The sequence below is a fragment of the Variovorax sp. 350MFTsu5.1 genome (genome assembly GCF_048302515.1).
Classification (GTDB): Bacteria; Pseudomonadota; Gammaproteobacteria; order Burkholderiales; family Burkholderiaceae_C; genus Variovorax; species Variovorax guangxiensis.
The window spans coordinates 6,680,063-6,694,493 of sequence record NZ_CP157620.1; the positions used below are offsets into that span (position 1 = coordinate 6,680,063).

15 protein-coding genes are annotated in these 14,431 nt (G+C 67.4%); 11 read left to right on the top strand and 4 right to left on the bottom strand.

The genetic code is table 11. The annotated features are described in order from the left end of the window. Positions 1-300: 300 nt before the first annotated feature. A complete protein-coding gene (locus ABL843_RS30505) occupies positions 301-912 on the bottom strand; it encodes a glutathione S-transferase N-terminal domain-containing protein (RefSeq protein ID WP_418118457.1) in 612 nt (203 codons plus the stop codon). A 130-nt stretch (positions 913-1,042) separates the two neighbouring features. Between ABL843_RS30505 and purB the strand changes: the two genes are divergently transcribed. The 4 genes from purB to ABL843_RS30525 all read left to right on the top strand — a co-directional run bounded on the left by purB (position 1,043) and on the right by ABL843_RS30525 (position 6,544). Then, positions 1,043-2,422, top strand: a complete 1,380-nt coding sequence (purB, locus tag ABL843_RS30510) for an adenylosuccinate lyase (protein ID WP_126021062.1) — start codon at positions 1,043-1,045, stop codon at positions 2,420-2,422. Between the two features lie 131 nt (positions 2,423-2,553). Next, the gene (locus tag ABL843_RS30515; protein ID WP_418118458.1) at positions 2,554-3,702 is read left to right on the top strand and encodes a PepSY-associated TM helix domain-containing protein; all 1,149 of its coding nucleotides are present in this window, start codon (positions 2,554-2,556) and stop codon (positions 3,700-3,702) included. 95 nt (positions 3,703-3,797) lie between these two features. After that, complete coding sequence (locus ABL843_RS30520) at positions 3,798-5,933, top strand: TonB-dependent receptor family protein (RefSeq protein ID WP_418120538.1); 2,136 nt, start codon at positions 3,798-3,800, stop codon at positions 5,931-5,933. Between the two features lie 50 nt (positions 5,934-5,983). Beyond that, entirely contained in the window at positions 5,984-6,544 is a 561-nt protein-coding gene (locus tag ABL843_RS30525; protein ID WP_418118459.1) for a YaeQ family protein, read from the top strand. Between the two features lie 12 nt (positions 6,545-6,556). Here the strand turns inward: ABL843_RS30525 and ABL843_RS30530 are convergent, their stop codons facing one another. After that, positions 6,557-6,862, bottom strand: coding sequence for a putative signal transducing protein (locus ABL843_RS30530; protein WP_126021059.1), 306 nt, complete (start codon positions 6,860-6,862; stop codon positions 6,557-6,559). Between the two features lie 2 nt (positions 6,863-6,864). Then, the gene (locus ABL843_RS30535; RefSeq protein ID WP_369660366.1) at positions 6,865-7,347 is read right to left on the bottom strand and encodes a DUF3717 domain-containing protein; all 483 of its coding nucleotides are present in this window, start codon (positions 7,345-7,347) and stop codon (positions 6,865-6,867) included. A 499-nt stretch (positions 7,348-7,846) separates the two neighbouring features. Between ABL843_RS30535 and ABL843_RS30540 the strand changes: the two genes are divergently transcribed. The 3 genes from ABL843_RS30540 to ABL843_RS30550 all read left to right on the top strand — a co-directional run bounded on the left by ABL843_RS30540 (position 7,847) and on the right by ABL843_RS30550 (position 9,597). Further along, complete coding sequence (locus ABL843_RS30540) at positions 7,847-8,596, top strand: TerC family protein (RefSeq protein WP_126021057.1); 750 nt, start codon at positions 7,847-7,849, stop codon at positions 8,594-8,596. A gap of 85 nt (positions 8,597-8,681) precedes the next feature. After that, positions 8,682-9,146, top strand: coding sequence for a hypothetical protein (locus ABL843_RS30545; protein ID WP_184639353.1), 465 nt, complete (start codon positions 8,682-8,684; stop codon positions 9,144-9,146). Positions 9,147-9,243: 97 nt separating this feature from the next. Next, entirely contained in the window at positions 9,244-9,597 is a 354-nt protein-coding gene (locus ABL843_RS30550; protein ID WP_126021055.1) for a phage holin family protein, read from the top strand. A 19-nt stretch (positions 9,598-9,616) separates the two neighbouring features. On the opposite strand, the gene ABL843_RS30555 is transcribed toward ABL843_RS30550, so the two are convergent. Continuing rightward, positions 9,617-11,182: a M48 family metalloprotease gene (locus ABL843_RS30555; protein ID WP_418118460.1), complete on the bottom strand. Its 1,566-nt coding sequence runs from the start codon at positions 11,180-11,182 to the stop codon at positions 9,617-9,619. A gap of 54 nt (positions 11,183-11,236) precedes the next feature. Between ABL843_RS30555 and moaC the strand changes: the two genes are divergently transcribed. The 4 genes from moaC (at position 11,237) to ABL843_RS30575 (ending at position 14,425) form a co-directional block, all read left to right on the top strand. Continuing rightward, positions 11,237-11,728: a cyclic pyranopterin monophosphate synthase MoaC gene (gene moaC, locus ABL843_RS30560; RefSeq protein ID WP_126021053.1), complete on the top strand. Its 492-nt coding sequence runs from the start codon at positions 11,237-11,239 to the stop codon at positions 11,726-11,728. Between the two features lie 460 nt (positions 11,729-12,188). Beyond that, positions 12,189-12,785, top strand: a complete 597-nt coding sequence (gene pilV, locus ABL843_RS30565) for a type IV pilus modification protein PilV (protein WP_418118461.1) — start codon at positions 12,189-12,191, stop codon at positions 12,783-12,785. Further along, positions 12,782-13,810, top strand: a complete 1,029-nt coding sequence (locus tag ABL843_RS30570; RefSeq protein WP_418118462.1) for a PilW family protein — start codon at positions 12,782-12,784, stop codon at positions 13,808-13,810. Before pilV ends, ABL843_RS30570 begins: the two co-directional genes overlap by 4 nt. Then, entirely contained in the window at positions 13,811-14,425 is a 615-nt protein-coding gene (locus ABL843_RS30575; RefSeq protein WP_418118463.1) for a pilus assembly PilX family protein, read from the top strand. The last annotated feature ends 6 nt before the right edge of the window (positions 14,426-14,431 follow it).

The following is a 14,431-nucleotide window of genomic DNA, read 5'->3' on the forward strand; positions in this document are numbered from 1 at the left end:
TCCCTCCTTCGCGTCGGGGCGCCTCGCAGCATTTTTGTATTCGGGCCGGGCCAGGGTGGCGCGACAGCGCGAACCCGGTCCGCGCCACCCTCTCTGCTCGTTCCCCTTTGAATCCGGTTCACGCCATTGCGCGCAATCGGGTCATGGCCGAAAACGACGATCTCCACCCGCTGGCACGACGAGCCCGAGGCGAAGCCCCCGGCTGGGACGTCCTGCGCCGACGCCAGGCCGATACACGCTGCGCGATCGCTGAAAGACAAAAAAGGCGCCTCGCGGCGCCTTTCGTAGGGCCCCGCGAGCTCAGGGCTTGGTGTCGATGAAGCTGGGCCGCAGCATCAGCTTGTCGAAAAGCTTCGCGAGGTTGCCGTAGTTTTTGCGCCAGTCGATCTCGGGGAAGCGCAGGTCCAGCCAGCCCAGCGTGCAGCCCACCGCGATGTCCGACAGGCTCAGGTGGATGCCGCTGCAGAAGGGCTTGTCGCCCAGGCCCTTGGCCATGGCGGCGACGCCGTCCTCGACCTTGGCGCGCTGGCGCTCGATCCAGGCGGCGCTGCGCTCGCCGTCGCTGCGGCCGGCCCAGGTGGCTTCCAGGCGCCAGAGCACGCCGGCGTCCATGACGCCGTCGGCCAGCGCCTCCCAGGTCTTGACCTCTGCGCGCTCGCGGCCCTGCTGTGGAATCAGCTTGCCTACGGGCGACAGGGTGTCCAGGTATTCGACGATCACGCGGGAGTCGAACATCGCCTCGCCGCCTTCCATGATCAGGCAGGGAACCTTGCCCAGCGGGTTGGAGTTGGAGATGGTGGTGTCGGCAGCCCAGACGTCTTCGATCACGAACTGGTAATCGAGCCGCTTCTCGGCCAGCACCACGCGCACCTTGCGCACGTAGGGGCTGGCGGCGGATCCGATCAGTTTCATGAAGGCTCTCTCCCTATGTATTGATGACGTTTGTTAATAGTCATTTTAGGTGAACGGGAAAACCAGAGCCCGAATCGACCCCAAAGCGTCGCGCCGGCCCCACCGGGCGGCGGCCGCCTAAAATTGAGGCATGAGCTTTTCCACCGTTTCCGCCCTTTCCCCCCTTGACGGCCGCTACGCGGCCAAACTCGCGGCGCTGCGTCCGCTGATGAGCGAGCAGGGCTATATGCACCGGCGCGTGCAAGTCGAGGTGGCGTGGTTCATTGCGCTGTCCGACTGCGGTTTCGCCGAATTCAAGCCGCTGACCGGCGGCGCGCGCAAGTACCTGATGGGCCTGGTGTCCCATTTCTCCGAGGCCGACGCGCTGGCCATCAAGGAAATCGAGAAGACCACCAACCACGACGTGAAGGCGGTCGAGTACTGGATCAAGTCGAAGTTCGAGGCCCGTCCCGAGCTGCTCGCGGCCGCCGAGTTCGTGCACTTCGCCTGCACCAGCGAGGACATCAACAACACCAGCCACGCCCTGCAGATCCAGGCCGCGCGCGACAAGGTGGTACTGCCGGCCATCGACGGCCTGATCGCCAAGCTGCGCGAGATGGCGCACCAGTTCGCCGGCGTGTCGATGCTCTCGCGCACGCACGGCCAGACCGCCAGCCCCACCACCGTGGGCAAGGAAATCGCCAACGTGACGGTGCGGCTGTCGAAGGCCCGCGAGCAGATCGCCGCCGTGAAGCTGCTGGGCAAGATGAACGGCGCGGTCGGCAACTACAACGCCCACCTGGCCGCCTGGCCCGACTTCGACTGGGAAGCCTTCAGCCGCAAGGTCGTGGAAACGCCCGCGCCGCTGGGCCTGGGCCTGAGCTTCCAGCCCTACAGCATCCAGATCGAGCCGCACGACTACATGGCCGAGCTGTTCGACGCGGTGGCCCGCGCCAACACCATCTTGATCGACTTCTCGCGCGACATCTGGGGCTACGTGAGCCTTGGCTACTTCAAGCAGCGCCTGAAGAAGGGCGAGATCGGCTCCTCGACGATGCCGCACAAGGTCAACCCGATCGACTTCGAGAACGCCGAGGGCAACCTGGGCCTGGCCAACGCGGTGCTGCGCCACCTGAGCGAGAAGCTGCCGATCAGCCGCTGGCAGCGCGACCTGACCGACAGCACAGTGCTGCGCAACATCGGCGTGGGCTTCGGGTACGCCACGCTGGCCTATGCGAGCCTGGCCACCGGCCTTGGCAAGCTCGAGCTGAACGATGAAGCGCTGGCCGCCGACCTCGACGCCTCGTGGGAAGTGCTGGCCGAGCCGATCCAGACGGTGATGCGCCGCTTCGGCGTGCAGGGCGCCTACGAGCAGCTCAAGGAAGTGACGCGCGGCAAGACCGTGACCGCCGAGGCGCTGCACGGGCTGATCCGCTCGCTGGACATCCCGGAAGCCGAAAAGGCCCGCCTGCTGGCGATGACTCCCGCCAGCTACGTGGGCAAGGCGGCGGAACTCGCCAGTAGAATTTAAGCGTCCTGTATCGATGCAACAGCCGCCTGAAGGCGGCTGTTTTGCGTCGGTGGTTATCCTTTTCCAGCCAACGCCCCGCCGGGCGCCAGCCAGCAACATTCTGCGAGGGGCCCGCCGCCCCTCTGTTGGTCATGCGCGCCCCTCTGAGACGCCTCTGGCTCAAGGTCCATCGCTGGATCGGCCTCACGCTCGGTCCGATCCTCGCACTCACCGCACTGCTCGGCGCCATGCTGGTGGTGGGGCTGCCGCTCGACCGCTGGGCACATCCCGATTTCTTCATCGCCCATTCGGCGCGTTCGGCCCCGGCCGGCGACGCCACCAAGGCCGTGCTGCCGCTGGAGGCCCTGCGCCAGCGCCTCGCGGCCGAGTTCGGAACCGACGCCGACTTCACGCTGCGCCCGCCGCGCAAGCCCACCGACACGCTGCAGGTGCGGGTGCGCGGCAAATGGGAAGGCACGCTCTACCTCGACCCCGCCACCGGCGCCGAGCAGGGACGCCGGGGCACGCACGAGGGCGCCTACAACATCCTCTTCGAGCTGCACAGCAGCCTGCTGCTGGACGACACCGGCAAGGGCGTGCTCGCCTTCGCCGCGCTGGCCTACCTGTTCCTGCTGGTCACGGGCATCGTGCTGTGGTGGCCGGTGCGCTGGCCGCCGTCGCTGCGCATCGTGCTCGACCGCGGGCTGCTGCGCGGATTGTTCGACCTGCACCGCACCGGCGGCGCGGTGCTCGGCCTGCTGATCGCGGTGTCGGTGGCCACGGGCGCGTACATGGCGTGGCGGCCGCTGGGCAACTTCATCTCCAGCGCGATGGGCCAGCAGCCCGTCAAGGCGCCGGTGATCCCCAAGGGTGCGGCGGCCGGCCCACTCCTGCCGCTGGACGAGCTCGTGGCGCGCGCACAGCAGGTCTACCCCGGCCAGCCCATCGGCTTCATACAAGTGCCTGCCAAGGCCGGCCGGCCGATGCGCGTGCGCTTGCGCCTGCCGGACGATCCGCATCCGAACGGCATCGGCTCGGTGTGGCTGAACCCGGTGACCGGCGAGGTGCTCGCCGCGCGCAAGTGGCAGGACCTCGACGCCGGCAACGGCGCGGTGGCGGTGATCTATCCGCTGCACACCGGCGAGCTCGGCGGGCCGCTGCACGAGGCGGTCACTGCCCTGCTCGGCCTCGCGCTCGGCGGCCTGGGCCTGAGCGGCGTCTGGCTCTGGTGGCGCCGACGCGCCATGGCGAGCGCCGCCCGCGGCGACGACACGCTTTCCCGAGGCACGACCGCGCCCTAGCGGCTCCACGCCGCGCACGACCTGCTTCTTCATCATCAGAAAACCCGTAGGAGGGATCTCCCTTGTCGTTCACGCACAAACGCACAGCCATCGCGATGGCGCTGCTTCCCCTGAGCCTGCAGGGCTTCGCCGCCGAGGCCGAGCCAGCAGCAGCCGACGCGGCCAAGTCGCTGGAAACCATCACCGTCACCGGCGACTGGCTGGGGAGCCCCAGCGAAACCAAGGTGCTCGAGCACCCCGGCGCGCGCAGCATCATCGAGCGCAAGCAGATCCAGGAAAGCGGCTCCTCCAACGTGCGCGACGTGCTGCGGCAGATGCCCGGCGTGCAGGTGCAGGAGAGCAACGGCACCGGCGGCAGCGACATCTCGCTGAACGTGGGCGTGCGCGGCCTGACCTCGCGCCTTTCGCCGCGCTCCACCGTGCTGCTGGACGGCGTGCCGCTGGCCTACGCGCCCTACGGCCAGCCGCAGCTGTCGCTGGCGCCGCTGTCGCTGGGCAACCTCGAGGCCGTCGACGTGGTGCGCGGCGCGGGCTCGGTGCGCTACGGCCCACAGAACGTGGGCGGCATCATCAACTTCGTCTCTCGTTCGATCCCGAAGCGGTTCTCGGGCGAGGTGAGCGTCGGCGTCGAAAGCGCCGGCCACGGTGGCGGCACAAAGACCACGCCCAATCTCTTCATCGGCGGCACCAACGAGAACGGACTGGGCCTGGCGCTGCTGTACTCGGGCACGCATGGCGACGGCTTCCGCCAGAGCAACGACCGCACCAGCATCGACGACCTGATGCTCAAGGGTGCCTACCGCATCTCGAAGACCGACGACGTCGCCATCACGCTGCACCACTTCGAGGGCAAGGGCCGCATGCCCGGCGGCCTGACGACGGCGCAGTTCGCGGCCAATCCCTTCCAGTCGGACCGCCCCTTCGACGAGTTCACCGGCCGCCGCACCGACGGCTCGGTGAAGTACACGCACAACGACGGCGTGAACAAGTTCGAGATGCTGACCTACTACACGGACTCGTACCGCAGCAGCTTCCTCGAGCAGGAAGGCACCGGCGCGAACAATGGCCGCCGGCGCCTCACCTCCGCGCCGCGCAACTACAAGACCTTCGCAGTCGAGCCGCGCTACTCCCGCCTGATCGATTCGGGCAGTGTGGTGCAGGAAGTCAGCGTCGGCTACCGCTACCTGAAGGAAGAGGCATCGGAAGTCGCGACGCGCAGCGCCTACTACCAGCCGCGCCCGGGCTTCAACGCCTTCGGCCTGGCCAACCCCGCCTACCAGACCAGCAAGGGCGGCACGACCGCGCATGCGTTCTACATCGACGACCGCATCGACTTCGGCAACTGGACGATCACGCCCGGCGTGCGCCACGAGTCGATCCGCTCGTTCAACGACGTCTACACCATCACGAACGGCCGGGCCACCAGCGCGATCTATCCGAAGATCGATTCGGACGAATGGCTGCCCACGCTGTCGGTGCTCTATCGCATGAGCGACCGCTGGTCGGTGTTCGCGAACGCGGGCGTGTCGTTCGGGCCGCAGCAGTACGCGCAGCTCGCTCAGTCGACCACCGGGCTGCACCCCGAGAAGGCCAAGACCTACGAGATCGGCACGCACTACAAGGGCGAGGCCTGGAGCGGCGAGCTCACGCTGTTCAACATCAACTTCGACAAGGAGCTGCTGCTGGCGCGCTCCATCACCGGCGACGTCGGCCAGTGGACCGACCTGGGCGCGACGCGCCACCGCGGGCTGGAGTCGGCGCTGCGCTACGACCTCGGCACGCTGAGCGAATCGCTCAAGGGGCTGTCGGTGTCGGGCACGTACACCTACACGCAGGCCATCTCGAAGGCCGGCGCCTTCGCCGGGCGCGACCTGCCCTTCTACTCGCGCCAGGTGGCGACGCTGGGCGCGCGCTACGAGCGCGGGCCGTGGACCTTCAACGCCGACATCTACGCGCAGTCGAAGCAGCGCTCGCCGGGCTCGCCTGACGACGGCGCACGGTACGTCACGCTGGAAGACGCCACCGGCCGGCTGGGCGACATTCCCGGCTATGCCACGATGAACCTGCGCGCGGCCTACGACTTCGGGCCGTCGATGAGCAACCTCAAGGTCGCGGTGGGCGTGAAGAACCTCTTCGACCGCCGCTACTTCAACCGCTCGGTGGACAACAACGGCGGCAAGTACGTGGGGCAGCCCCGCACGGTCTACCTGCAGGCCTCGGTGGCGTTCTGAGGCTTCGCCCGAGGGGTGCCGGCGGGCGCCGGGCCTAAACTCGCGCACCCATGGCCCTCAAATCCACCATCTTCAAGGCCACCCTCGCGGTGGCCGACATCGACCACGGCTACTACGCCGACCATGCGCTGACTCTGGCGCGCCACCCCAGCGAGACCGACGAGCGGATGATGATCCGGCTCGTCGCGCTCGCGCTCAACGCCCACCAGCTACAGGACGTGTGCAACGGCGACGGCACGCTGGCCTTCGGCGCCGGCCTGTCGAACGTCGAGGAGCCCGACGTGTGGCTGCGCGACTTCACAGGCGAGGTCAAGCTCTGGATCGAGGTCGGCCAGCCCGAAGACAAGCCCATCATCAAGGCCTGCAACAAGGCCGACGAGGTGATCGTCTACGCCTTCAACCACGCGGCCGAGATCTGGTGGCGCGGCATCGAGAACAAGCTCACGCGGCCGCAGAACCTCAAGGTGTACCGCGTGCCGACCATTGCCTCGCAGGCGCTGGCCGCGCTCGCGCAGCGCAGCATGCAGCTGCAGGCGACCATCCAGGAAAACACGCTGACCTTGGGCGACGGCACCAACAGCGTCGACATCGAACCCTTGCGCTGGAAATAAGCCTCCGCGCAGCTAGGCGAGCGGCATCATCTGGCCGCACTGCCAGCACTGCTCGAAACCGCCTTCGACCTGCTCGCCGCACACGCAGCGCCAGCTGCGCTGCGGACGGTGCTGCAACTCGTGCAGCAGTCGCTTGGCAAGATCGAACTGGTTCTCGTCGTCGATCCAGATCTCGGGCAGGCACTGGTCGGGCGGCAGCTGGCCCATTACCGCGCCGAGGAATTCGCGCTGCACGGTGGCGGCCACGCCCTCCTCGCGCAGGGCATGCGCCCACACGGTCGCGATCGCGAGATTGGGAGCTTGCGCGAGGCGGCGCATGGTCAGGGGGCCCAGTTCTTCTCGTCGTCGGGATCGAACTCGGGCTCGTCGGCCGACGCAGGCGAAGACGGATCGCGCTCCGCCTCGCGTGCGCGCTCGGCATAGCGGTTGAAGCGCCAGGCCGAGTCTTCCATGGTGATGCGGCGCCATGTGGCGCGCTTCTCGACGGGCGACATGCCGGGCCAGAACTGCACTTCGTCGAAGCTGCGGCCGCAGCCCTTGCACTCGTCGTCGCCCTGGCTGGTGGAGCAGATGGCGATGCAGGGCGTGTCGGGCGTGCTGTCGTACCAGGCCATCCAGGCGGCCCAGGCCTTCTGCGGAAAGCCGACCTCGTCGACCTCGTCCTCGTGGTGGAAGACCATGAGCGCGTAGACCTCGGCCAGCGCCCGCAATTCGGGACCCAGCGTGACGCCGTCGGGCGAGGGAGTCCTGTCGCGCCAGTAGTTGATGGCGGCCTCGATGTCGGTGATGTGTATGGCGGCCATGGAGCGTGAAAAAGCAGCGGACGGCGATCATAGTCCGGCAATGTCCCGAAGCATCAAAGGGACATGATCGCTATGAAAACAAGAGCATCGCACCTTGTATTCATGCGCACTTTGAAGCGGTTCTCTTTAAATTTCTGAAAACTTTCGATTGCGCCACCTGGAGCTTGGATGCTCTAATCCGCCGCACGAAGGGGAGTAGCTCCCGAGCGCTGTCGGCCACGACGGCGCGAATCGTCAGGTCGTCAATACGAAGCAAAACACTTCCGGCCTGCCGGGCAACGTACGCGCTCTATTTTTCGCGCGCACGCTGTCGAGCAAGACCTTCGATTTGAACCTGTGCAGGTTTGGTCGAAGCGTTCGCAAGTCCCCGGAATCACCCGGCCTTCATTCCTCGCTTTCGACCCGCCCCGCACGGGATGAATCGAAACGCATAGACATGCGCCTTCCGTCGTCCCCCCTGAAGGGAGAGGCAGGGGCGCGAAGACAAAAGAGGAAAGCTATGGAAATGTTCATGACCCCGGAGTTCTGGGTCGCAGTCGGTCAGATCATCATGATCGACATCCTGCTGGGCGGCGACAACGCCGTGGTGATCGCGCTGGCCTGCCGCAAGCTCCCGCCGGCCCAGCGCACGCAAGGCATCCTGTGGGGTACCGCGGGTGCGATCGCGCTGCGCGTGATCCTGATCTTCTTCGCTCTGACCCTCCTGGCCATTCCGTTCCTGAAGCTGGTGGGCGCGATCCTGCTGCTGTGGATCGGCGTCAAGCTGCTGGCTCCCGAACACGACGACGCGCACGGCAACATCGCCGGCAGCGACAAGCTGTGGGGCGCCGTCAAGACCGTGATCGTGGCCGACCTCGTGATGAGCGTCGACAACGTGATCGCCATTGCAGGTGCCGCCCAGGGCGCCGGCGACAGCCACCAGATGCCGCTCGTGATCTTCGGCCTGCTCGTGAGCATCCCGATCATCGTCTGGGGCAGCCAGCTGGTCATCAAGCTGATGGACCGCTTCCCGATGATCATCACCGCCGGCGGCATGCTGCTCGGCTGGATCGCCGGCACGATGGCCGTGTCCGACCCGGCCCTGGCGAACACCGCCGCCTGGACCTGGGTGCCGAAGGTGCCGCAGACCGACGTGATCAAGTACGCAGCCGGCGTCCTCGGCGCGCTGCTGGTGCTGGTGATCGGCAAGTGGGTGGCCGCGCGCCACGCCCGCAACAAGCATGAGGAACCGGCGGTGACGACCGGCTGAGCGCCGGTGGTCATTGCCCCCGGCCGCGAACGAACTTCCTGTCCAACCCAGTCTCTGTCACTCTAACTACCTGAAGGAGCACGCCATGGAAAAGATCATTCTTTACGTCGACGACGCCACCTACGCCTGCGAGCAGTTCGCCGAACTGGCGCCGGATGCCAACAGCGTCGTGGCGCGCCATTGGGTGCTCGTGGCCTGCGCTCCGCGCATGACGCATCGCATCAGCAAGTGGGTGAGCCACAGCGCCCGCGAGAACTGGCGCGCCAAGTGGTTCAGCAAGGTGCAGGCGCAGATGACGCCGCTGCTGGAGCGCAACGGCGGGCAGGTGACGCCGGTGCTGGCGAAGGGCCCGCTGGCCGAACTCACGGCGCAGCTCAAGCGCGAGCATTCGGCCGCCCACGTGGTCGATGCGCGTCGTCCGAAGGTCGGCGTCGACCTGGAGCCGGTGACGCCGGACCAGACGCCGCCGCACCAGTCGGGCTGGGCATTTCCCGGCGCGGTGATGGGCATGGGCGCGCTGCTGGTGCTGGCGAACGAGCTGGCCGAGTAAGACCGCAGGAAGCAGCTTCCCAAATCGACGAGCCCCGGCGCGGCAACGCACCGGGGCTCGTTGTCTTTTGCGGGCCCTGGTGGGGTATCCTGCCGCCATGCGCATCATCCTCAAATGGCTGCTCAGCGCCGTGGCGCTGCTGGCGGTCGCCTATCTCTACAGCGGCGTCCAGGTCAACAGCTTCGGCTCCGCGCTGATCGCCGCGGCGGTCATCGGCCTGCTCAACATGATCGTGCGGCCCGTGCTGGTGATACTGACGCTGCCCGTCACCATCGTCACCCTGGGGCTCTTCCTGTTCGTCATCAACGCGCTGCTGTTCTGGGCCGCCTCCGGCCTGCTGGGCGGCTTCCACGTCAACGGCTTCCTGGCCGCGCTGATCGGCTCGCTGCTGTATTCGGTGCTGGGGCTGCTGATCGAGTCCGCGCTGGGCGGACTGCTCTCCAAACGCTGAGCGCCCGGGAGCGCTCGAGTCACTTGAGCGGCGGCTCCGCCGCCTGCTCCTTCACCAGCACCTCCACCGCACGAGCGCGGGTATCGATGATCGACGCCTCGTAGTGATCGACCACCTTGGACTGGCGGACGATCTCCTGCGCGGCCTTGAAGCGGTCGCGCGCCGCGGGGTAGTCGAGGATCGCCACGTTCGCCTCGGCGTCGGCGCGCACCGCGCGCAGCGTGTCGTTCTGCGCGCCATAGAGGTTGCCGAGCGCGCGCCAGACCGTCGCGTCGCGCGGGTTGGCGGCGACCCAGTCGCGCAGCACGGGAATCATCGGCGCTGGCTGGCGCATCGCCGTGGCGGCCTCTGCCGACAGCAGCATCTCGGGCCGTTCCTTCGACCTGGCGTCCAGCAGCGCCGCCGCCCTGGGCGCCGCACCCGCGGCAAGCTCGATCTCCGCGCCGAGCCAGCGTGCCTGCTTTGCCGCGGCAGGGTCGTCCGCCACGCGCGCGGCAAGGCGCTCGGCCAGGGCGCGCGCGGTCTTGTAGTCGCGCATCTCCTTTGCCGACAGCGCCGCCGCGTACAGCGTGCCCGCCTGCTGCGCGGGCGAGCTCTTCGCGAATTCACCGCTGGAGGCCGAATCGATCCATAGCCGCAGCACGTCGACGCCGGGGCGGGTGAGCACGCGGGCGCGCGAGGCGATCATCGCGTGGTCCATGGCCAGCGGCTGCGGCGGCACCGTATCCATGTTGAACTGGAAGCGGCCCTGCATGTCGGAGATGCGCTCGGTCGTCAGCGGGTGGCTGCGCAGATAAGGATAGGAGCCGTTGTCGTTGAGGCGCGAGGCGTACTGCAGCTTCTCGAACATCGTGGCGGCGCCCTGCGGCGCGAAGCCGGCCTGCGTCATCACGCCGAAGCCGATGCGGTCGGCCTCGCGTTCCATGTCGCGCGAGAAGTTCAGCTGGTTCTGCGCGAACATCGCCTGGCTGCCCATGATCATGGCCTGCCCGGCATCGCCGTTGCGGCTCTTGCCGGCGGCGATCATCCCGAGGATCAGGCCGGCGATCATCAGCGGCATCTGCCGGCCCTGCTTCGTCATGATCCGCGAGATGTGGCGCTGAGTGACGTGCGAGAGCTCGTGCCCCAGCACCGTGGCCAGCTCGTCGCGGCTGCCGACCACCGCCACCAGCCCGAGGTTGAGCCCGAGGTAGCCGCCCGGCAGCGCGAAGGCATTGATGTTGCGGTCGCGGCCCAGCAGGATCGTCCAGGCGAAGCGCTCGTCGAGCTCCGGCGTGAGTTCGCCGCGCGCGCGGGCGGCGACCAGCAGGCGCTGCCAGATGTCCTGCACGTAGGCGGCGATCACCGGGTCGTCGATGTAGTCGGTGTCGCGGTAGAGCTCGCGGGCGATCTGGTCGCCCAGATGGCGCTCGGCGCTGGCGGTCATCTCGCCGCCGTCGCCCATGCCGGGGAGCACCTGCTGGATCTGCGCCAGCGCGGGCACCGGCAGCAGCACTTGGGAAGCTATCAAAACGCTAGCGCACAAGGCCTGCAGGGTGGGCCTCGGCAGGCTTCTGGAGTGGGGTTGGGGAGTCAAGCGCGGCATTCCTCGTCTGTGGCTCGGGCTCGTATGATGCACCTCCAACCTGATCGTTCACCCATGAGCACCCTCACCCATTTCGACGCCCAGGGCCAGGCCCACATGGTCGACGTCGCCGCCAAGCCCGCAACCCACCGCGTGGCCGTCGCCACGGGCCGCATCGAGATGCAGGCGGCGACGCTCGCGCTGATCGAGTCCGGCACGGCGAAGAAGGGCGACGTTCTGGGCATCGCGCGCATCGCGGGCATCCAGGCGGCGAAAAAGACCAGCGACCTGATTCCGCTGTGCCATCCGCTGGCGCTGACCCGCGTGGCCGTGGCCTTCGCGCTGGCCGACGCGGGAAGCGCGCCCCAGGTGGTCTGCACGGCGACCGTCGAGACCGTGGGGCCGACGGGCGTGGAGATGGAGGCGCTGACGGCCGTGCAGGTGGCGCTCCTGACGATCTACGACATGTGCAAGGCGGTGGACCGCGGCATGCGGATCACCGACGTGCATGTGCTGGAGAAGCACGGGGGGAAGTCGGGGAGCTGGGTGGCGGGAGCCTCCGAGTAGCTCGACGAAGCCCCCTCGAAGCATTCCGTCCCGCGGCCAGGACACGTCGTCCTCGACCGGGTGGCATCGCGCCAGCCACAACAAATGACCGCCCCGGCCAAGCCGCACGTCTGCTGCGCTTGCCCCTGACCTGCCCGGGCAGGCAGAGGCCGCAAGTCGGCTGAAACGCCGATCGTCCCTGAGCCGCTGCACAGCATGTGCTGTGCAGCACGCCCCCTTCCCTTCATCCACTCGCGTTCGCGAGCAGGTATCAGCGATGCCTGCGGCACAGCGCCGCCCCCCAAATCCGTCGAGCCCGACAACGGATCGACAACGAATGTCTCCTGACGGTTGCCATAGCCCGACGAGCGGCGCACCGATCACGACTCTCTTGCCGCATCATTCATAAACAATTTTAGACAAAGTTAACAGCAATTAACAAGATGAAGATCTCTTTTGTTAACAAATCGCTTCCCGATCGATGAACTCCTTTTCCCGTCAAGCAAGAAATGCCGGCCGCGTTGCGGGTTTCACGCTGATCGAGGTGCTCGTGTCCATCGTCGTGTTGTCCTTCGGGCTGCTGGGCATGGTCGCGCTGCAGGCGGCGTCGCTGCAGGCCAATCGCGATGCCCGCCTGCAGTCGACGGCGGTGGTGCTGGCCCGCGAACTGGCGGAAATGATGCGGGGCAACAAGGACCAGGCGCTGCTCGCCACAAACAATCCTTATCTGACTGGCAAGTTGTCGAACCCGTTGGTGGCCCCGAGCGCGTCCTATTGCCTTTCGGTCGGAAGCTCGTGCAACACGCCGGAGAAAGTTGCGCAAGCCGAACTGACCGATTGGCTGGCACGGGTGGACGACGCGCTGCCGGGCGCAAGTGTCCGCATCTGCCGCGACGCCGCGCCCTTTGCATCGGACGGCACGGCGCAGTGGGGCTGCACCTCCTCCGACAGCAGCGATCCGATCCTGGTCAAGATCGGCTGGAGCCGGCCGTCCCTGAAGAGTGGCGACACGAACGTCTGGAAGGCGTCGGACCGGCCTTCAGTGGTGCTGGCGGTGACGCCGGGGAGCACGCTTTGATCGCCTCCTCGCTTCCCGCCTTCTCCTCGTCCCGCCGCGCCGTTCGCGGCCTCACGCTTGTCGAACTGCTCGTGGCCATGGCCGTGGGCCTGGTGGTCGTGCTGGCAGCGGTATCGGCCCTGTCGGTGGCGCAACGTGGATTCACCACGGTCGATGCGGCTTCGCAGTTGCGTGACAACGGGCGGTTCGCGGCGGACATGATCCAGCGCATCGGCGTGCAGGCCGGCTACAAGGATGTGTTCTTCGCGGCGACACGCCCGAAGTCCGCCGCGAGCAACCCGGCGCCCAGCGTCATGGGGTTCAACAACGCCAAGGTCGACCTCTCCGATCCGCTGGCCGCATCCAGCGAATGGCCGAGCAGGGAAGCCGGCGCGGGCAGCGACGTGCTCATCCTGCGCTACCAGGTGGCGCAGACCTTCGCGCTCACCGCGGACACCGGGGCCGACAAGTCCATGATCGACTGCGCCGGCAACGCGCCCTCGACGGCGCCGAACATCAGCGAGGCGGGTGCGCGGTACACGCGCATGGCCAGCATCTTCTCGGTGGGGCAGAGCCAGGGCGAGCCGTCGCTGCTTTGCACCTACTACGACGCGGCGACGAGTGCGTGGAAGTCCGCGCCCATCGTGCAAGGCGTCGAGAACTTCCAGGTGCTGTACGGCGTCGATGGCGTCGCCGCAGGCCAGGCTCCTGCGAAGAATGCTGCGGTACCCGATGTTCCGAACGCCTATCTGCGGGCCGACCAGATGGAAGTCGATGGCGATGCCGCCGCAACCCTTGCGAATTGGCGCCGGGTGCGCAGCCTGCGCATCGGCATGGTGTTGCGCAGTGCCAAAGGTGCCGCGCAGGACATGGAGACGCAGACCTTCCATCCGCTCGGCGTCGCAAAAGGCAGTGATAAAGGTCAACGCGGCAGCGCCTTCGCAGTCGGCGACGACGCCGGCACCACCTTCCAGCCGACGCCCGACGGACGGTTGCGCCAGGCCATGACCTTCACGATCCACCTGCGCAACGACCAGGGGCTCTGAATGAAGCATGCCCTCTTCAGCCGCCCTGGCCGCCCCAGTCGCCCCAACCGCCAGGCTGGCGCCTCGCTGATCGTCGTTCTGCTCCTGCTGGTGATCGTCTCCATCCTCGGCGCGGGCGCGGCGCAGATCGCCACCATGGGCGAGCGCAGCGCTCGCAACGACCGGGACATGCAGGTCGCCTGGCAGTCGGCCGAAGCGGCGCTGATGGATGCCGAGTTCGACATCCACGGCCCCGCTGCCTCCAGCCGGCGTGCCGTGTTCACCGACATGGCCAACACCAACACCTTCGTCGGCGGTTGCGGCAGCTCAGGCAACAGCAAGGGCCTGTGCGCGCTCGAAACAACCGGCAAGCCCGCCTGGCTGGCGGTGGACTTCACCGCGACCACCGGCGCCAAGACCACCGCCTACGGCGAGTTCACCGGCCGCAGCTTCCCCGCGGGCGACAACGGCATCCAGCCAGCCAGGGCGCCGCGCTATGTCATCGAACCGATCGAAGACCCGGCCAACCGCGACGCCTCAGGCGGTTCCGCCAGATACATCTTCCGCGTGACGGCCATGGGCTTCGGCCCCCGGGCCGACATCCATGGCGTCGTCCAGATCATCTATCGCGACTGACGCGGG